The following is a 15,452-nucleotide window of genomic DNA, read 5'->3' on the forward strand; positions in this document are numbered from 1 at the left end:
AAATTAAGTACGTGGGGAACACCATGTTAAATACTAATTTGAGGGGGCAAGTGGCACTTATCAGTGGTGCCGGAAGTGAAGCGGGTATTGGTATGGCGATCGCACGCAGGCTGGGTGCAGCGGGCGCGAGATTGATCATCACCGCTAGCAGCAAGCGCATCGAGGATCGAGTTAAAGAGCTACTCGCAGAAGGGTTTGAAGTTGAAGGCCGGGCAACTGACCTCACCAATGAAAGTCAGGTGCGCGAGTTCGGCCTATGGGCAGAGTCAGTCTGGGGGCGGGTCGATATTCTGGTGAATAATGCCGGTATGGCCATGCAAGGAAGCCCTGAGGTTTTCTCGGAATTGGCGAGTATGGAACTGCATGAGTGGAATCTTTCACTGGCCAGAAACTTAACCACCGCTTTTCTTCTGACGCGGGCTGTTTTACCCGGTATGAGGGCGCGAGGTTACGGACGCATTGTCAATATCAGTTCTACCACGGGCACCCGCGGGAGCAATCCGGGGGAAGCCGCTTATAGCGCCGCAAAGGCAGCGATGGTGGGCATGAACATGGGGCTTGCGCTTGAAGTCGCCAAGCAGGGGATTACCGTCAACAGCGTGGCCCCCGGCTGGATCACCACGGGCTCAACCACGCCCGTTGAAGCCGAGGCGGGGCGCTTCACCCCCATTGGGCGCGCCGGCAGCCCCCGCGAAGTGGCGGCGGCGGTTGCATTTCTGGCATCGCCTGACGCCAGTTACATCACTGGGGAAGTCCTCGTGGTGGATGGCGGGAACTGTCTGGTCGAGAACAAAGCCCCTCACGGCGATTATTAAGTTTGAATACGCTCCAGCGCGCTCAATCCACGATATTGGGCGGGGGCTATAACCGAGATTTATAAAAGCGCGATGTATCAAAGAACAGTTGAGTTCTTTGAGCTGTATCCGGCTGTCATTCAGCAACGGACTTTTAATTAATTTGATAATTAACATAGGGTATTGATCATGTCGAAAAGTGGAATTAGTGAATCAGCGATTGCTGCTTTTACCGCCTCCGAGCGTGCCCGGTTTATAGAAAACAACCCAACTTCACTGGCGCTGGCCGAGCGCGCCAAGGCGAATCTGTTCAACGGTGTGCCCATGCACTGGATGAGCGATTGGTCGATGCCTTCGCCGCTCTTCGTCCAGCGTGCAAAAGGGGCGCGCTTCACCGACGTTGACGGGCATGAATACATAGACTTTTGCCTTGGCGACACCGGCACGATGTTTGGCCATTCACCTGATCCTATTGTCCGCGCCATAACCGAGCAGGCGAATAATGGCTTGACCACGATGCTGCCGGGCGAAGACGCGGTGGTCTGCGGCGAGTTGCTGGCTCGGCGATTCGAGCTGCCTTACTGGCAAGTGACCGCCAATGCGACTGACGCCAACCGGTATGTGCTGCGCTGGGCGCGCGCTATCACCCAGCGCAACGTCTTGCTGGTGTTCGATGGCTGCTACCACGGCACCGTGGATGACGTGATGGTGCGCTACCGCGACGGCAAAACAGTGCACCGTTCAGGTCTTGTGGGCCAAGCCTACGACTTGAGCCAATACAGTCGATCCATCCCCTTCAACGATGTCGCCGCACTGGAGGCGGCATTAGCCCAGGGCGATGTGTGCGCGCTGATGTGCGAACCGGCGATGACGAACATTGGCATGGTCCTGCCGGATCCGGGGTTCATGCAAAAGTGCCGAGAGCTGACCCTTAAATATGGCAGCCTGTTGGTCATTGATGAGACCCACACTATTTCCACCGGCCTCGGTGGATGCACTCGCCAGTGGGATTTGAAACCCGACTTTTTCGTGGTGGGTAAACCCATTGCAGGTGGCGTGCCTTGCGCGGTGTTTGGCGTTAGCGAGCCAGTCGCCTCGGCCATGCGCGACGTCCAGAAGGCCATCAGCGAGGAGAGCGGCGGGCATGGCCACAGTGGCATGGGAACGACGCTTTCCGCCAATGCCCTGGCGATGCGTTGCATGCGCGTCAGTCTCGAAGAGGTCATGACAGAGTCTGCATACGAGCACATGTTGCCCCTGGCCTCAAGGCTGGCCCAGGGATTTCGAGGGTTGTTCAAGCGGCACCAACTGAACTGGTCTGTCACAGAGTTGGGCGCGCGTTGTGAGTTTCAATTCTGTGCTACCTCGCCAAGAACAGGCGCGCAAGCCGAGGCGGCTTTTCATGACAGCCTTCAAATGGCGCTGCATCTTTATCTCATCAACCGCGGAATCCTGATCACGCCTTTTCACAACATGACCCTGTGCTGTCCGCAAACAAGTGATGCGGATATCGACAGGCTGATTGCTGAGTTGGATAACGCGCTGACCACCCTGCTTGCCCAACCTGGCGCGCGGGTTATCGCTTCATAACTGCACGTCTGAAAACGCCATTGTTCTTAAATACTGCCAGTCGCTTGAATAAGCGCTAAGAGGTTTGACATGCAATTTGCGGATAAAAAAGAGGCCGTAGATTATCTGGCCGCCCACCCTGAAGTGCTGAGCATCGAGTTGTTCCTTATCGACGCGAATGGCGTTCCACGGGGCAAACTGTTACATCGCGACGAACTGCTGGCGATCTACGAAAATGGTCGGCCACTGCCAAGTTCCATTCTCGCCTTGACCGTGCAGGGTGAAGACGTAGAAGACACAGGCTTGGTCTGGGATGTTGCTGACGCCGATTGTTGGACATACCCCTTGGCGGGAAGCCTGACCTTGCAACCCTGGCGCACCAACCCCACCGGTCAAGTGCAGGTGAGCATGCACCCGACCCAAGGAATTCCCGCCGCACCGGCGGACCCGCGCCACGTACTGGTGAACACCATCGAGCGGCTGAAAGCCGATGGATTCCATCCGGTCATGGCCGTTGAGTTGGAGTTCTACCTGCTGGACCGACAACGCGACGTCAACGGTCGGCCGCAGCCGGCGTTGCAGACCAATGGCGTACGCCCTGTTGCTCCACAGGTCTATGGCGTATACGAGCTTGAGCAGCTTCAACCGTTTCTTGATGACCTCTACGCAGCGTGCGCGCTGCAGGGGTTGCCGGTACGTACGGCGATATCCGAGTACGCGCCAGGCCAGGTCGAGTTGACGCTGGAGCATCGTTTCGACGCACTCCAGGCCATTGATGAAGGCGTACGTTACAAACGCCTGGTCAAGGGGGTGGCCAACAAACATGGGCTGCAAGCGTGCTTCATGGCCAAGCCATTCAGCGATCAGGCCGGCAGCGGTATGCACCTGCACGTCAGCCTGGCCGACGAGCACGGGAATAACCTGTATGCGAGCGAAGACCCACAGGGTACGCCACTGTTGCGGCACTCCATCGGCGGGATGATGGAGACCTTGTTTGACTCGCTGGCGATATTTTGCCCCCATGCCAATTCATATCGACGCTTCCAGACCGGTAGTTACGCGCCGCTGGCTAAAAGTTGGGGCGTCAACAACCGTACGGTGTCGTTCCGCGTGCCCGGCGGCCCCGCCATCAGTCGGCACATCGAACACCGCATTTGCGGTGCCGATGCCAACCCCTATCTCGCCGCTGCCGCGTTACTGGCGGGCATTCACCACGGCATCACTCATCAAAGCGATCCCGGCGCGGCGATTGTGGGGAATGGCTATGAACAGGCGACCGATTTTCTACCCACCGATTGGCTGACAGCGTTGCAGGCACTGCAACGCTCAACCTGGGCACGTGAGGCGCTGGGCGCTGAATTCCTGAAGGTGTTCCTGGCGATCAAGTGGCGCGAGTTCCGTCAATTCAATGCTGAAGTCGGAGAGCAGGACTGGCGCTGGTACCTCACTCACGCATGAATGTCGACCCGTCAGGACGCCTTGAAACGGACCGCTGAGGCTACCTGACCTTTTTCTTGCGTGGCTGGCGCGTGGCCAAGTGCTCGAAGCAAAAAGAAGCGGTGCCGAACACGGCGATTATGGTCAGTACGATCATGCCTAGGGTTGAGCTTTCCACGATGGGCTTCCTACGTGATGGAGTAGGCGTCCACGGTAGAGTTACGGCGTAAGCGCCTCAATAGACCCGACGCAATCCTTACGACGCCGGGTCCATTGTTACGCAGTCTTTACGGGGAGTTGCGGCTGTGGCGGTAATCGCTGACGGCCTCGTACACCGCCTTGCGCAAGCGATTGATACCGCCGATGGGGCGATGCTCGGCGACGCCAAACCACGGGTTGAACGACTGGTTGTCGCACGCCAGGTTTTGTTCCGGCGTATCGAAGTCTTGAGCCGGGATCCGCACCTTGGCCACGCTCTCGTAGGGCGCATCGCTTTCCTTCCATTCGATGCTGGTGTCTTCGATCGGCATGAATTTCTGCGGGTTCTGCCGCTGGATCTGCAACACGAAACACGCCGGCACGCGGTCGGTGGACAACTGCTGGCTCAAGGCGCTGCGCAAGAAGTTCGGCAGGTCCTGGTTCTGTTTGGGCAAGGCGTATTCCGGGCAGCTCTGCGGGTCTGGCGCCACGCGGAACTTGGCATTGGCCGCGCCGAACTTGTAGGGCGATACCGAAAAATAGGTTGTCTGCGTCGGGCTCGCCGGTGCGGGTGCCAGGGTTGCCAGGGCGATAAATAGATGGCGCACCTGCCAACTGCGCGGGTCGGCCTTGGGGAAGAACGCCAGGACTTTCTTGCCATCCGCCTGGGCGCCGATGTTCTGCGCGTACTCCGCCACATCGCTGACAAAGAAATTCGGGTGGCTGAACATCACGAAGTCCTGTTCCGTGCGTGTCTGCTGGTCGGCCAGTAGTTGTTTGCCCGGCACGTCCAACAGCTTGAGCGCCATGCCCCGGGCATCGCGGATGCTGTCGAACTGTGGGTAGGCGTTGCCGTTGGACAGCCGCATCATCGCCTGCCAGGTTTTACCCGGTTCGGCGAACACACCCTGGCGCAACGCCGGGTCGAGATCGGGCAGCACACTGACCTCGGCTTTCACACAACCATGGGCCTTGGCATGGGCATCACGCAGGTAGCGCGTGCCTTCGCGATGCTGATCAACGATGCGCACTGCGGTCTGGATGATGCCCTGGGTCATGGCCGCTTCACCCGCAGGGATCTGCTCGTCCGGCGACACCGGCCCGCTGTGCTGCCAGGCAAACCACGCCGTGCTCGCCAGCCAGCCAAGCAGGCCCAGGCCCACCATCCACAGCAGGGTCTTGCCGAGAAACGCGCCGATGCGCAGCCACAGGCGGGCGAGCAGGGAAGGTTGGTCGTATCGAGATCGGATCATCATGGCAGTTGTTGCTCCAGCGGGCCGCCCAGCACTTTGAGGTATTCCAGCAGCGCCCAGCGTTCCTGCGGCAGCAAGCCACGGCCGATGACGCCATTGCCACGTTGGCCAGCACGGAATTCGTGGCCGCTGTTGTGGTTGCCGGTGAGTTTGGTATCGAACAGGAAGGCATTTTTGAACGCCTCGGTCTCAAAGCCGAGGTGACGCGGGTCGTAGTTGAAGGTGCCTTTATAGAAGGTGGTGCTGCGCTCGTCCTGGGGCGACAGCAACTGGTAGATCGTCGGCACCGAGCCGTTGTGCAGGAACGGCGGGGTAGCCCACACACCGGCCAGCGGGCGGGCCTTGTAGGCGCGCAACTCGCGCACACCAATGGGCAGGCCGTAGCCATCCAGGCGCGGGCGCTCGGCCGGGGTGACGCCGGCGGCGCGGTAGGCATGGTCTTCGACGAAGGCGGTGACGTAGGCCAGGCCCTTGGCCACGGACATTTTTTTCAGGTCCAGCGGCTCGGAGGGAGTGGGGTGCAACTCGACATTGAGCTTGGCCAGCTCCGCCGGGTCCCACTGCAGGGCGCTGAGGTCATAACGCTGGTCGGCAATGTTGCTGGCGGTGCCGGGGTCGGTGCCGATGTACGCCACCGGCAGCATTTTCAGCTGCTGCACAGGGCGGCCATTTTCCTCGGTGACGGTCGGCACATGGCAGCCGGCGCAGTTCTCGGCGAACAGCGCACGGCCCTGGGCGGCGAGGGGCTTGTCGATGGTGCCGAACAAATCCTCGGGCCAGGTTGGTGGTTTGAGGCGTTGCAGGGTTTCTTCGATCAGGTTGAGGTCACGCACCCGCACGCTCGACGGGTAGCGCTCATCGCCCTGAAGCGGTTGGCCGGCGGCGTCGAAAAAGGTCAGCGTCGCGCCTACACCGAGGGCTTCACCGATATTACGCGCCATGGGTTGCTGGGCCGAGCCGTTCCATTGCACCCAGTCGAAGGTCCAGATGTCCCACAACTGCGGGTAGTCCACCGGTGCATTGGCGACGCGGTAGTTGTCCGGCGAAATGGCATCGCCAAAGCTGGCATTAGCGATTCGGCCAAAGGCGTCGGTGCGGCCCGGGCCTTCTTCGGTGGGGTAGAGGCCGCGGTGGGTATCGTTCCAGGCGACCTTGAGGAATTTGTTCAGCGACTGCTTGAAGTCCTCGCGCAACTGGCTGTGCTCGGCGTCGTAGCGGTCACCCAGTACCTGGCGAGCGAACCGCTCGAATTTCCACGGGTTGTAATAGGTAGCGGCAAGGCTGGCGACCAGCGCCTGGCCGAAGCTGCCACCACGCAGGGTCGGTACGCTGGAAGGCAGTACGTGCTGGGCCGAGCCGCCGTCGATGCGCAGGGCCTGGCCCTTGAAGTGCAATTCACCGGTATGGCAGGCGGCGCAGGTGATATCCAGATACTCGACGTTGCTGCCGGCGTTTTTATGCCGGGCGAACCCCACGGGCAGGTTGCCGGGGTTTTGTGCGGTGGGTGCCTGTTTGGGGTCGACCAGGAAACCAAAGCGCGCCAGGTACTCCGGCGTGGCAAAACGTCGCTGGGAGAATGGCAGCTCCAGGGCGGTGAACCAGTTGTAGTGCAGGCCTTTTACTTGGGTGCCCTGGGGCGTGAAGTAATAGGTCTGGCGGTCGGCGGCACTCCATTGGTCCTGGTAGCGCACCTGCTCCACCGGCACGTAGTCGGGCAGCTTGGGGTTAACGGTGTAGTACAGCACCACGGCCAGGATCAGGCCCAGCACGGTGAGTATCAGCAGTAAAACACGGGAAAAAATGCGCAAGATGGCTATCCTTGTCTCGGCCTTGTCGAGGGGTCGCGTTGTTATGCCACTACGCCACAGGTGGGGCAAGTGGCCATGAGCCTGGTAACAGGTGGTCCCACGATCCTTCGCGGCGGCCCATCATGAATGAAAATGCTTTTAAACACGTGAACTTATCAGAAGTTTCCTGCTCACATGCCGGTAGCCATTGGTCGTGGCCGCCTGATAAGCTCGCGACTTTATTCGAATGCCCTTTTGGCGCATGAACAAGGAAATAGCATGAAACAGCATCGGTTGGCGGCGGCGGTGGCCCTGGTTAGCCTGGTACTTGCGGGTTGTGATTCGCAGACCAGCGTAGAGCTGAAAACCCCGGCGCAGAAAGCTTCCTACGGCATCGGCCTGAACATGGGCAAAAGCCTTGCTCAGGAAGGCATGGATGACCTGGACTCCAAAGCGGTAGCCCAGGGCATCGAAGATGCCGTCGGCAAGAAAGAGCAGAAGCTCAAAGACGACGAACTGGTTGAAGCGTTTGCCGCACTGCAGAAGCGTGCTGAAGAACGCATGACCAAAATGAGCGAAGAGTCGGCAGCCGCCGGCAAGAAATTCCTCGAAGACAATGCCAAGAAAGACGGTGTAGTCACCACCGCTTCCGGCCTGCAGTACAAGATCACCAAGAAAGCCGACGGCCCACAGCCTAAGCCGACTGACGTGGTGACTGTTCACTACACCGGTAAGCTCACCAACGGCACCACCTTTGACAGCTCCGTGGATCGCGGTAGCCCGATTGACCTGCCGGTCAGCGGCGTGATTCCTGGTTGGGTCGAAGGCCTGCAACTGATGCACGTAGGCGAGAAGGTCGAGTTGTACATCCCGTCCGACCTGGCTTACGGCGCCCAGAGCCCGAGCCCGGCGATTCCAGCCAACTCCGTGCTGGTATTCGATCTGGAACTGCTGGGCATCAAGGACCCAGCCAAGGCTGAAGCCCCTGCTGCACCGGCCGCCAAAAAGTAATCGGCGCCTGAACACACAACGCCCCGTCTCGACGGGGCGTTGTTGTTTCCACGGCTTTCAAAATCAGCACCTGTGTACATCCGATCGAACGCTCGAACGCTGTAACAGTCTGATATAAGACTCGAGTACGGGTACCGGCACATCTGCGCCAAGTCAATGAATTCTTGGGTTTTTTTGATGTGCGCAAAAAACGCCCGATCTGACTGAAAGCCTTGTAGACCGTGGCTTTCAGCCGGTAAAACAGGCTCTGTTCACAAGGTTATCCACAATTTGTGTGGATAACCTTTCTGTTTGATGGAACTGGAGTGACAGATGAAACCACCCTTCAATTTCACCCGTTTCTTGCCCATGGCTGCACGCTTGCTGGGCCGTGGGCGGTTACCGACCTTGCTGTTCGCCGTCGCCGCCAAGGGCTCGAGCCAAGGCAACCGCCTGGGCACCCTCAAGGATGATCTCAAGTTGCTTCAATCCCTGTGCCTGGCTTACTGGCGGGGCGAGTATCGGTCCATCAGTCCCAAGGCGCTGATCTCTGTGGTGGCGGGGCTGATGTACTTTCTTAGCCCGATTGATGCAATCCCGGACTTTATCCCGATGTTCGGCATGCTCGACGATATCGCTGTACTGGCGTGGGTCATGAAGACCCTGAACGGTGAGCTGAGCGCTTTCCGCACCTGGCGTGACGCGCAGCGTCCGGAAAAACTCGCGGTGGTCGAGCGCCTGCCTGCCACGCCTGCCTTGCTGGCCAAGGAAAACCCGCAAAAAAACGGATGACGTGGCTATCCCCCTGCGACCTTTGTGGCTGTTAGGATTACACTCCTAAGGAAAGAGCTTACTCAGTAAGTGCAGTTATCCTACGGGGCGGTCATGGATATTCAGATAATTTCACGCAATGGCGAACCCGAGTACGCGGTTTTGCCATGGGATCAGTACCAGGCGCTGCTAAAAGCTGCCGGTCATCAACAGCCTTCACCGGCACCTTCTCCTACTGTCCAAGCCGCGCCTGATCAGGATTTGCGCCCGCTCGCAGACCTGCGCGGCTTGCGTGAAACCAAGGGCCTGGCGATTGAGACCCTGGCCCGCACCGTGGGCATCAGCCCCTCGTATCTAGGATTGATCGAAAGTGGTGAACGTCAGCCGGATGCCGCAATCCGCCGCAGCCTGGCCTGGGAATTAGGCGTTGCAGGTTGGAGGGATGAGTCTTGAGCCTACGTATCAGTCGTCAACATTGGGATGGGTTACTTAACGAACTGGACCAGGCGCGCCGCCAGCGCCATCTGCTGACCTACCGAGCACTGTTGGAGCGTCTGCAATTTCCGACGCCGGCGATGCAAACCCTGGCAGCTGCCCTGGAGCACCTGGCGGCGCTGGATGCCAAGGCCGAGCAACCGTTGCGCAGCTCCCTGGTGATCAGCCAGGGCGCCAGCCGCCTGCCGCGTACCGGGTTCTTTGAGTGCGTGGAGCGCCTGGGGCGTTTCAGCGGACCGTCCGATGGTGTCGCCGCCGCCTCCTGGCATGCCTCGGAAGTGGTGCGGGTGTTCGAATACGAGTATCCGGAGTCTGCCGAGGCTTAAAGTGCCTGGGGCAACATGTCCATGCTGTCGATCACATGGATGCTGTAGCCGGCCATATCCTTGGCGTGGTGCTTGGCCTGCGAGGCCAGTTCCGCCAACTGGCTGGCATCGAGTTGTCCACAGGCCTGTGGATACAAATGCACCACCCCAATCGACAGTGACAGCAACGCAAACTCCTGGCGTACGCCCTGGCGGTTCAGTGCCACGAAGCGGCCGGCGTCGAGGTGTTCGGCGCGGTAGAAGCGCCGGCACTGGGTGTGGAAATCGTCCAGCAGTTGGTTGAGCCGCTTGCGCCAATCCTGTGGCCCCAATACCAGCAAAAAGTCATCGCCACCGATATGCCCGACAAAGTCGCGGCTGGGGTCGACCCGGTCGTTAAGGCACTGCGCCAGGCACAGCAACACCTCATCCCCACGTCCGTAGCCGTAGATGTCGTTGAACGGCTTGAAGCTGTCGATATCCACGTAGCAGATCACCGATTCCCGCTGTTGTTGTAACAGTCGCGTCAGGCACTGCTGGATCGGCACGTTGCCAGGCAGCAGGGTCAGGGGATTGGCATAGCGCGCCTGCTGGATTTTCAGTTCGGTGATCAGTTTGAGTACATCGATCACCCGGCCCAGGCCCAGGTAGTCGCCATTGAGCGTGATGATGAAGTCTTCTTCGATGCGTTGCCGTGCGCGGCTGGTCAGCAGGCGGCTGACCTGTTGCAGCGACTGGCTCAACTCCACCGCCAGAAAATCCGTACTCATCAGCCGGCTGATGGGCTTGCGCGCAAACAGGTCGGTGGCAAACGGCTTGAGCAGCGCATCCGACAGCGAATGCCGGTGCACGATACCCACCGGGTGGCCGCGTCCATCCAGAACCGCCAGGGAGTTAAGGTTGGCCTGGCGGCGGAACGCCTCCAACACCTGAGCGGTCGCGGTGTCCTGATCGACCGCCGGTTGCTCGTTGATCAGGGCGCTGAGGTCGCCGGCTTCTTCGTTGAGCGCCACGTTGGCCTGATCGGGCTTGGGCAGCATCTGGCGCGCTTCCTGTGGCGGTTGCTCCTGTGGACGGCAGAGCAGGTAACCCTGGACCAGGTCGACGCCCATTTCGGTCAATACCGCCAGCTCTTCCGGCAATTCGATGCCCTCGGCAATCACCTGGGCCCGTGAGGCCCTGGCGATTTGCAGGATGGAGCCGACAAACTCACGCTTGAGCGCATCCTGATGGATGCCGTCGATAAAGTGCCGGTCGATCTTCACGTAATCCGGGCGCAGTTCCGACCACAGTCGCAGGCTGGAATAGCCGGCGCCCAGGTCATCAAGCGCGATGGCGAAGCCCATATCACGGTAATGGTGCAGGGCGGTTTGCAGCAGGTCGAAATCGTCGGTGGGTGTTTGCTCGGTGAGCTCGATCACCACTTGGCTGGGTGGAATCCCGAAGTCGCGTAGCAATTGCAGCGTGCGCCCCGGCTGGTGAGCCGTGTCCATCAAGGATTCCGGCGATACATTCAGGAACAGCTTGCCCGGCAGCTTTTGCTCGCTGAAGCGTCGGCATGCGCTTTCGCGGCAGGTCATTTCCAGTTCGCTGAGGCGCCCGGCGTGGCGCGCCACCGAGAACAGGGCGATGGGCGAGTGCAGCGGGCTGTTCGACGGGCCGCGGCTGAGGGCTTCGTAGCCAAGGATGCGCCGTTCTGACAGGCAGATGATCGGTTGGAACAGGCTGTGCAAACTGCCTTGAGCCAGGATAGAGCCCAATGCACTCAGCTGTTCGGTCATAGTCATGGCGATCTCGATCGAAAAAAAAGGACCGCAGGCGTTACGCCTGCGGTCCTTCATTTCACGACAGAATGATGTCTATATGATGACACTCCGAGGAGCGATCACGTTAAATCGCCATCATTTACTGCTTGGCCACCTGTTTGGAGATTTTCAGGTAGTCCAGCAGGATCCGGCCGCTCTCGGCCAGGTAAGCGTCGTCTTCCGGCTTGGTTTTATCCGCCTCGGTCGGCAGCGCATCTTCGTCTTCTTTCTTCAGCTCCTTGAGTGGTTCTTCACCCTTGGCCTTGCGGCGGATGTTTTCCAATACGAGTTGCTTGTTTTCGATGTCGGAGTGCTGTGCACGACGGTCCACTTCATTGAGGCTGACGGTTTTTTCTTCCATCAGCTTCTTGGCCAGGGCCAGCTTGTCGCGGATGAACACAAACTCGGCATCCTTGGCGGAGCGGGTATCGTGATCAGCCTTCAATTGCGCCAGGAACGGCTTGAACGGGTCCGAGGCCGGCTTGATCGCAGGGCGGATGGTGTCCCACGGCATGGCTTCCGGCAGAGCGCTTTCGCCGATTTCCTTGGTGTCGATGATCGACGGAAAATCGATGTCCGGCAGGACGCCCTGATGCTGGGTGCTCTGCCCGGAAACCCGGTAGAACTTGGCCAGCGTCAGCTTGAGCTCGCCATGGTTCAGCGGCTGGATGGTCTGCACGGTGCCTTTGCCGAAGGTCTGGCCGCCGATGATCAACGCGCGGTGATAGTCCTGCATGGCGCCAGCGAAAATCTCCGAAGCCGAGGCTGACAGGCGGTTGACCAGCAACGCCATCGGGCCTTTGTAGAAGGCGCCCGGGTTCTCGTCTTCGAGCACGTCGACACGGCCGTCAGCATTGCGTACCAACACGGTCGGACCCTTGTCGATAAACAGGCTGGTCAGCTCGGTGGCTTCCTGCAGGGAACCGCCGCCGTTGTTGCGCAGGTCGATGACCACGCCGTCGACTTTTTCCTTCTGCAACTCGGTAAGGATTTTCTTCACGTCGCGGGTGGTGGACTTGTAGTCCGGGTCGCCGGCACGGAAGGCCTTGAAGTCCAGGTAGAAGGCCGGGATTTCAATCACGCCCAGCTTGTAGTCCTTACCATCCTGCTTGAGGTTGAGGACTTTCTTTTGCACCGCCTGGTCTTCGAGCTTCACCGCTTCACGGGTGATGGACACGATCTTGCTGGTCTGGTCGTTCGGAGCATTGGTGTGCGGAATCACTTCCAGGCGCACCACGCTGCCTTTCGGCCCACGGATCAGCTTGACCACCTCGTCCAGGCGCCAGCCGACCACATCGACCATCTCTTTGTCGGCCTGGGCCACACCGATGATCTTGTCGGCAGGCGCAACCTGCTTGGTCTTGTCTGCCGGACCGGCCGGCACCAGACGCACGATCTTCACTTGGTCGTTGTCGCTTTGCAGGACGGCACCGATGCCTTCCAGTGACAGACTCATGTTGATATCGAAGTTTTCCGCGTTATCTGGCGACAGATAATTGGTGTGCGGATCGTAGGACATCGCGAAGGTGTTGATGTAGGCCTGGAAGATATCTTCGGCACGGGTCTGGTCCAGACGCGCCAGCTGATTCTTGTAGCGCTTGGTCAACAACTCCTGGATGGCCTTGGGCTCTTTGCCGGCGATCTTCAGGCGCAGCACTTCGTCCTTGACGCGTTTGCGCCACAGGTCGTCGAGGGCGGCGGTGCTGGTCAGCCAAGGCGCGTCCTTGCGGTCCACCAGAAGGGTTTCCTTCTGGGTGAAGTCGAGTTTGTCGACGCCCTTGTCCAGCTCAGCCAAGGCGAAATCCAGACGCGCTTTGACGCGGTCCAGGTAGCGCTTGTAGATGGTGAAGCCGGGCTGCAGGTCGCCGCTTTTGAGGAAGTCGTCGAACTGGGTCTTCCACTTGTCGAACTCAGCGATATCGCTGGCCAGGAAGTAGCTGCGCGACGGATCCAGCAGCTTGAGGTAGCTGTCGTAGATGATCACCGAGCGCGCGTCGTCCAACGGCGGTTTGCTGTAGTGATGACGCTTGAGCAACTCGACGACGTTAAGGCTGGCAATCACCTCATCGCGGTCCGGCTGAAGGTTGTCCCAGCTGTTGGCTGCGAACGTATTGGTCGACATCGACGCGAAGCCGATACCAATGAAAAGAGCGAGGGCGGTGCTGGGGAACAGATGCTTCATGCTGATTCGACGCGGGGGCAATTGATAACGCATATTAGGCCGTCTTTGAAGTTGCCGGTTCCATAGGGGCCGGTCGCATAATGCAAAAAGCCCGACGCTACTGCTACGGGCTCAGTCCAGACTCACTATGGAGGCACTGTGAAAGCATTGCAAGGCGTTGAAGGTCATGTGGAGTGGTTGGACGAACCAAGTCCTACATGTGATGTAGGCCAGGTGCGCATTCGCGTGGCAGCTGCTGGCCTTAATCGTGCCGATTTATTGCAGCGTGCCGGGCTCTATCCGCCACCGCCTGGCGCCAGCCCTGTGCTCGGACTTGAGTGCTCCGGGGTAATCAGTGAAGTGGGCGCAGGCGCGTCCTGGCAAGTGGGCGATCGCGTCTGTGCGCTGCTGGCCGGTGGCGGCATGGCCGAAGAAGTGGTGGTGGATGCACGGCATGTGTTGCCGGTACCGGAAGGTGTGTCGCTGGTCGAAGCGGCGGCGTTGCCTGAGGTGTACAGCACGGCGTGGCTCAATCTGTTCCAGTTGGCGGGCCTCAAGCCCGGTGAGAAGGTGTTGCTGCATGCCGGTGCCAGTGGCGTGGGCTCGGCGGCGATCCAGTTGTGCAAGGCATTTGGCAGCCCGTGCTGGGTCAGTGTCGGCTCGGTGCAGCGCCTGGCCTACTGTGAGGACTTGGGCGCCCAGGGCGGCGTAGTACGTACTGACGGTATCGAAGGGCTGCGGGATTTCGGGCCATTCGATGTGATCCTCGATCCGGTCGGCGGCGACTACGCCGCGCTGGACCTCAAGCTGCTGGCGCTGGACGGTCGCTGGGTATTGATTGGCCTGATGGGCGGCCGCGAGGCGCAGTTGGACCTGGCCCAGGTGCTGGGCAAGCGTATTCAGTTGTTGGGCTCGACCCTGCGCAGCCGTGACGATCAGTTCAAGGCCGACCTGTTCAGCGACCTGAGCCAGCATGTATGGCCGTTGTTTGCCGAAGGGCGTCTGAGCCCGCAATTGGCCAAGACGTTCCCGATCAAGGATGCCGAGGCGGCGTTTGCCGAGTTGGCGACCAATCAGATTGCCGGGAAGCTGGTGTTGGTAATTGACGAAAGCCTCACCTGATCCCGGATTGGAATAGGGTCGATGTGGGAGGGGGCAACCCCCACCCACATTTGATTGGATTTCAAGTCTGGATAGGCGGTGTCAGACCCAGTGGTGGATTGGCCAGCCGGCCTTCTCGGCATGCTCGCGCAGCACCGGATCCGGGTTCACCACCTGCGGGTGATCCACCTTCAACAGCAACGGCAAGTCATTGCGCGAATCCGAATAGAAGTACGCGCCGTCCAGCGTCTCGCCTTCCTGCTCCAACCATTCCAGCAAGCGTGTGATCTTGCCTTCGCGGTAGGTGAGTACACCCACGGTACGGCCGCTGTACACGCCATGACTGATCTCCAGCTCAATTCCCAGCACTTCATCGATACCGATGCGCGCGGCGATCGGTTTCACCAGGTGAGTCCCCGATGCGGAGATCACCAGGATCCGGTCGCCGTTCGCGCGGTGGCGGGCGATGGTCCTGGTGGCGTCGCTGTAGATCAGCGGCTCAATCACATCCTCGACCCAGGGCTCCACCAAGTGGTCGATTTCCTCCGGGGTGCGGCCGATCATCGGCTCCAGGCTGAAGTCCATGAAGTCTTCCATGGCCAGTTCGCCCCGGCTGTAGGCGTCCATCAGCTCGTTGTTCCTGCGCATGAACGACTCCGGGTCGACCCAGCCCAGGCGACCCATCTGTTCGCTCCAGAGGGTGGCGCAGTCGCCATGGATCAGGGTGTCGTCCAAATCAAAAATTACCAATGCCATCCGTTACGCTCTCTCAAAATTCACTGCTGC

Annotated in this window: 13 protein-coding genes; 8 read left to right on the forward strand and 5 right to left on the reverse strand. The window is 59.7% G+C overall.

Annotated features, from left to right (window positions below):
* Window positions 1-23: 23 nt before the first annotated feature.
* The 3 genes from FBY10_RS30595 to FBY10_RS30605 all read left to right on the forward strand — a co-directional run bounded on the left by FBY10_RS30595 (window position 24) and on the right by FBY10_RS30605 (window position 3,821).
* Complete coding sequence (locus tag FBY10_RS30595; protein ID WP_131699176.1) at window positions 24-815, forward strand: SDR family NAD(P)-dependent oxidoreductase; 792 nt, start codon at window positions 24-26, stop codon at window positions 813-815.
* A 168-nt stretch (window positions 816-983) separates the two neighbouring features.
* Window positions 984-2,384 (forward strand): aspartate aminotransferase family protein, encoded by a 1,401-nt coding sequence (locus tag FBY10_RS30600; protein WP_145338792.1) that lies wholly within the window; start codon window positions 984-986, stop codon window positions 2,382-2,384.
* Window positions 2,385-2,453: 69 nt separating this feature from the next.
* Window positions 2,454-3,821 carry a glutamine synthetase family protein gene (locus FBY10_RS30605; protein ID WP_032885992.1) on the forward strand — a complete coding sequence of 456 codons (1,368 nt, stop codon included), beginning with the start codon at window positions 2,454-2,456 and terminating at the stop codon, window positions 3,819-3,821.
* Window positions 3,822-4,087: 266 nt separating this feature from the next.
* Here the strand turns inward: FBY10_RS30605 and FBY10_RS30610 are convergent, their stop codons facing one another.
* Together FBY10_RS30610 and FBY10_RS30615 are read right to left on the reverse strand one after the other, a co-directional pair.
* Window positions 4,088-5,254 carry a catalase family protein gene (locus tag FBY10_RS30610; RefSeq protein WP_145338793.1) on the reverse strand — a complete coding sequence of 389 codons (1,167 nt, stop codon included), beginning with the start codon at window positions 5,252-5,254 and terminating at the stop codon, window positions 4,088-4,090.
* Window positions 5,251-7,059, reverse strand: coding sequence for a di-heme-cytochrome C peroxidase (locus tag FBY10_RS30615; protein ID WP_145338794.1), 1,809 nt, complete (start codon window positions 7,057-7,059; stop codon window positions 5,251-5,253). The genes FBY10_RS30610 and FBY10_RS30615 overlap by 4 nt, the downstream gene beginning before the upstream one ends.
* 258 nt (window positions 7,060-7,317) lie before the next feature.
* On the opposite strand from FBY10_RS30615, the gene FBY10_RS30620 reads away from it, so the two are divergent.
* The 4 genes from FBY10_RS30620 (at window position 7,318) to FBY10_RS30635 (ending at window position 9,620) form a co-directional block, all read left to right on the forward strand.
* Window positions 7,318-8,049: an FKBP-type peptidyl-prolyl cis-trans isomerase gene (locus FBY10_RS30620; RefSeq protein WP_131699180.1), complete on the forward strand. Its 732-nt coding sequence runs from the start codon at window positions 7,318-7,320 to the stop codon at window positions 8,047-8,049.
* A gap of 312 nt (window positions 8,050-8,361) precedes the next feature.
* The gene (locus tag FBY10_RS30625) at window positions 8,362-8,820 is read left to right on the forward strand and encodes a YkvA family protein (protein ID WP_131699181.1); all 459 of its coding nucleotides are present in this window, start codon (window positions 8,362-8,364) and stop codon (window positions 8,818-8,820) included.
* A 93-nt stretch (window positions 8,821-8,913) separates the two neighbouring features.
* The gene (locus FBY10_RS30630) at window positions 8,914-9,252 is read left to right on the forward strand and encodes a helix-turn-helix transcriptional regulator (protein WP_145338795.1); all 339 of its coding nucleotides are present in this window, start codon (window positions 8,914-8,916) and stop codon (window positions 9,250-9,252) included.
* Window positions 9,249-9,620, forward strand: coding sequence for a hypothetical protein (locus FBY10_RS30635; RefSeq protein ID WP_005786715.1), 372 nt, complete (start codon window positions 9,249-9,251; stop codon window positions 9,618-9,620). The genes FBY10_RS30630 and FBY10_RS30635 overlap by 4 nt, the downstream gene beginning before the upstream one ends.
* Here the strand turns inward: FBY10_RS30635 and FBY10_RS30640 are convergent.
* Complete coding sequence (locus FBY10_RS30640) at window positions 9,617-11,386, reverse strand: bifunctional diguanylate cyclase/phosphodiesterase (protein ID WP_145338796.1); 1,770 nt, start codon at window positions 11,384-11,386, stop codon at window positions 9,617-9,619. The genes FBY10_RS30635 and FBY10_RS30640 overlap by 4 nt on opposite strands.
* A gap of 118 nt (window positions 11,387-11,504) precedes the next feature.
* Complete coding sequence (locus FBY10_RS30645; RefSeq protein ID WP_178116820.1) at window positions 11,505-13,586, reverse strand: carboxy terminal-processing peptidase; 2,082 nt, start codon at window positions 13,584-13,586, stop codon at window positions 11,505-11,507.
* Between the two features lie 138 nt (window positions 13,587-13,724).
* On the opposite strand from FBY10_RS30645, the gene FBY10_RS30650 reads away from it, so the two are divergent.
* Window positions 13,725-14,687, forward strand: coding sequence for a zinc-binding dehydrogenase (locus tag FBY10_RS30650; RefSeq protein ID WP_145338797.1), 963 nt, complete (start codon window positions 13,725-13,727; stop codon window positions 14,685-14,687).
* Window positions 14,688-14,768: 81 nt separating this feature from the next.
* On the opposite strand, the gene FBY10_RS30655 is transcribed toward FBY10_RS30650, so the two are convergent.
* Window positions 14,769-15,422, reverse strand: coding sequence for an HAD family phosphatase (locus FBY10_RS30655; protein ID WP_145338798.1), 654 nt, complete (start codon window positions 15,420-15,422; stop codon window positions 14,769-14,771).
* Window positions 15,423-15,452: the final 30 nt, after the last annotated feature.

Origin of the sequence: Pseudomonas sp. SJZ103, assembly GCF_007828335.1 — a bacterium.
GTDB lineage: Bacteria > Pseudomonadota > Gammaproteobacteria > Pseudomonadales > Pseudomonadaceae > Aquipseudomonas.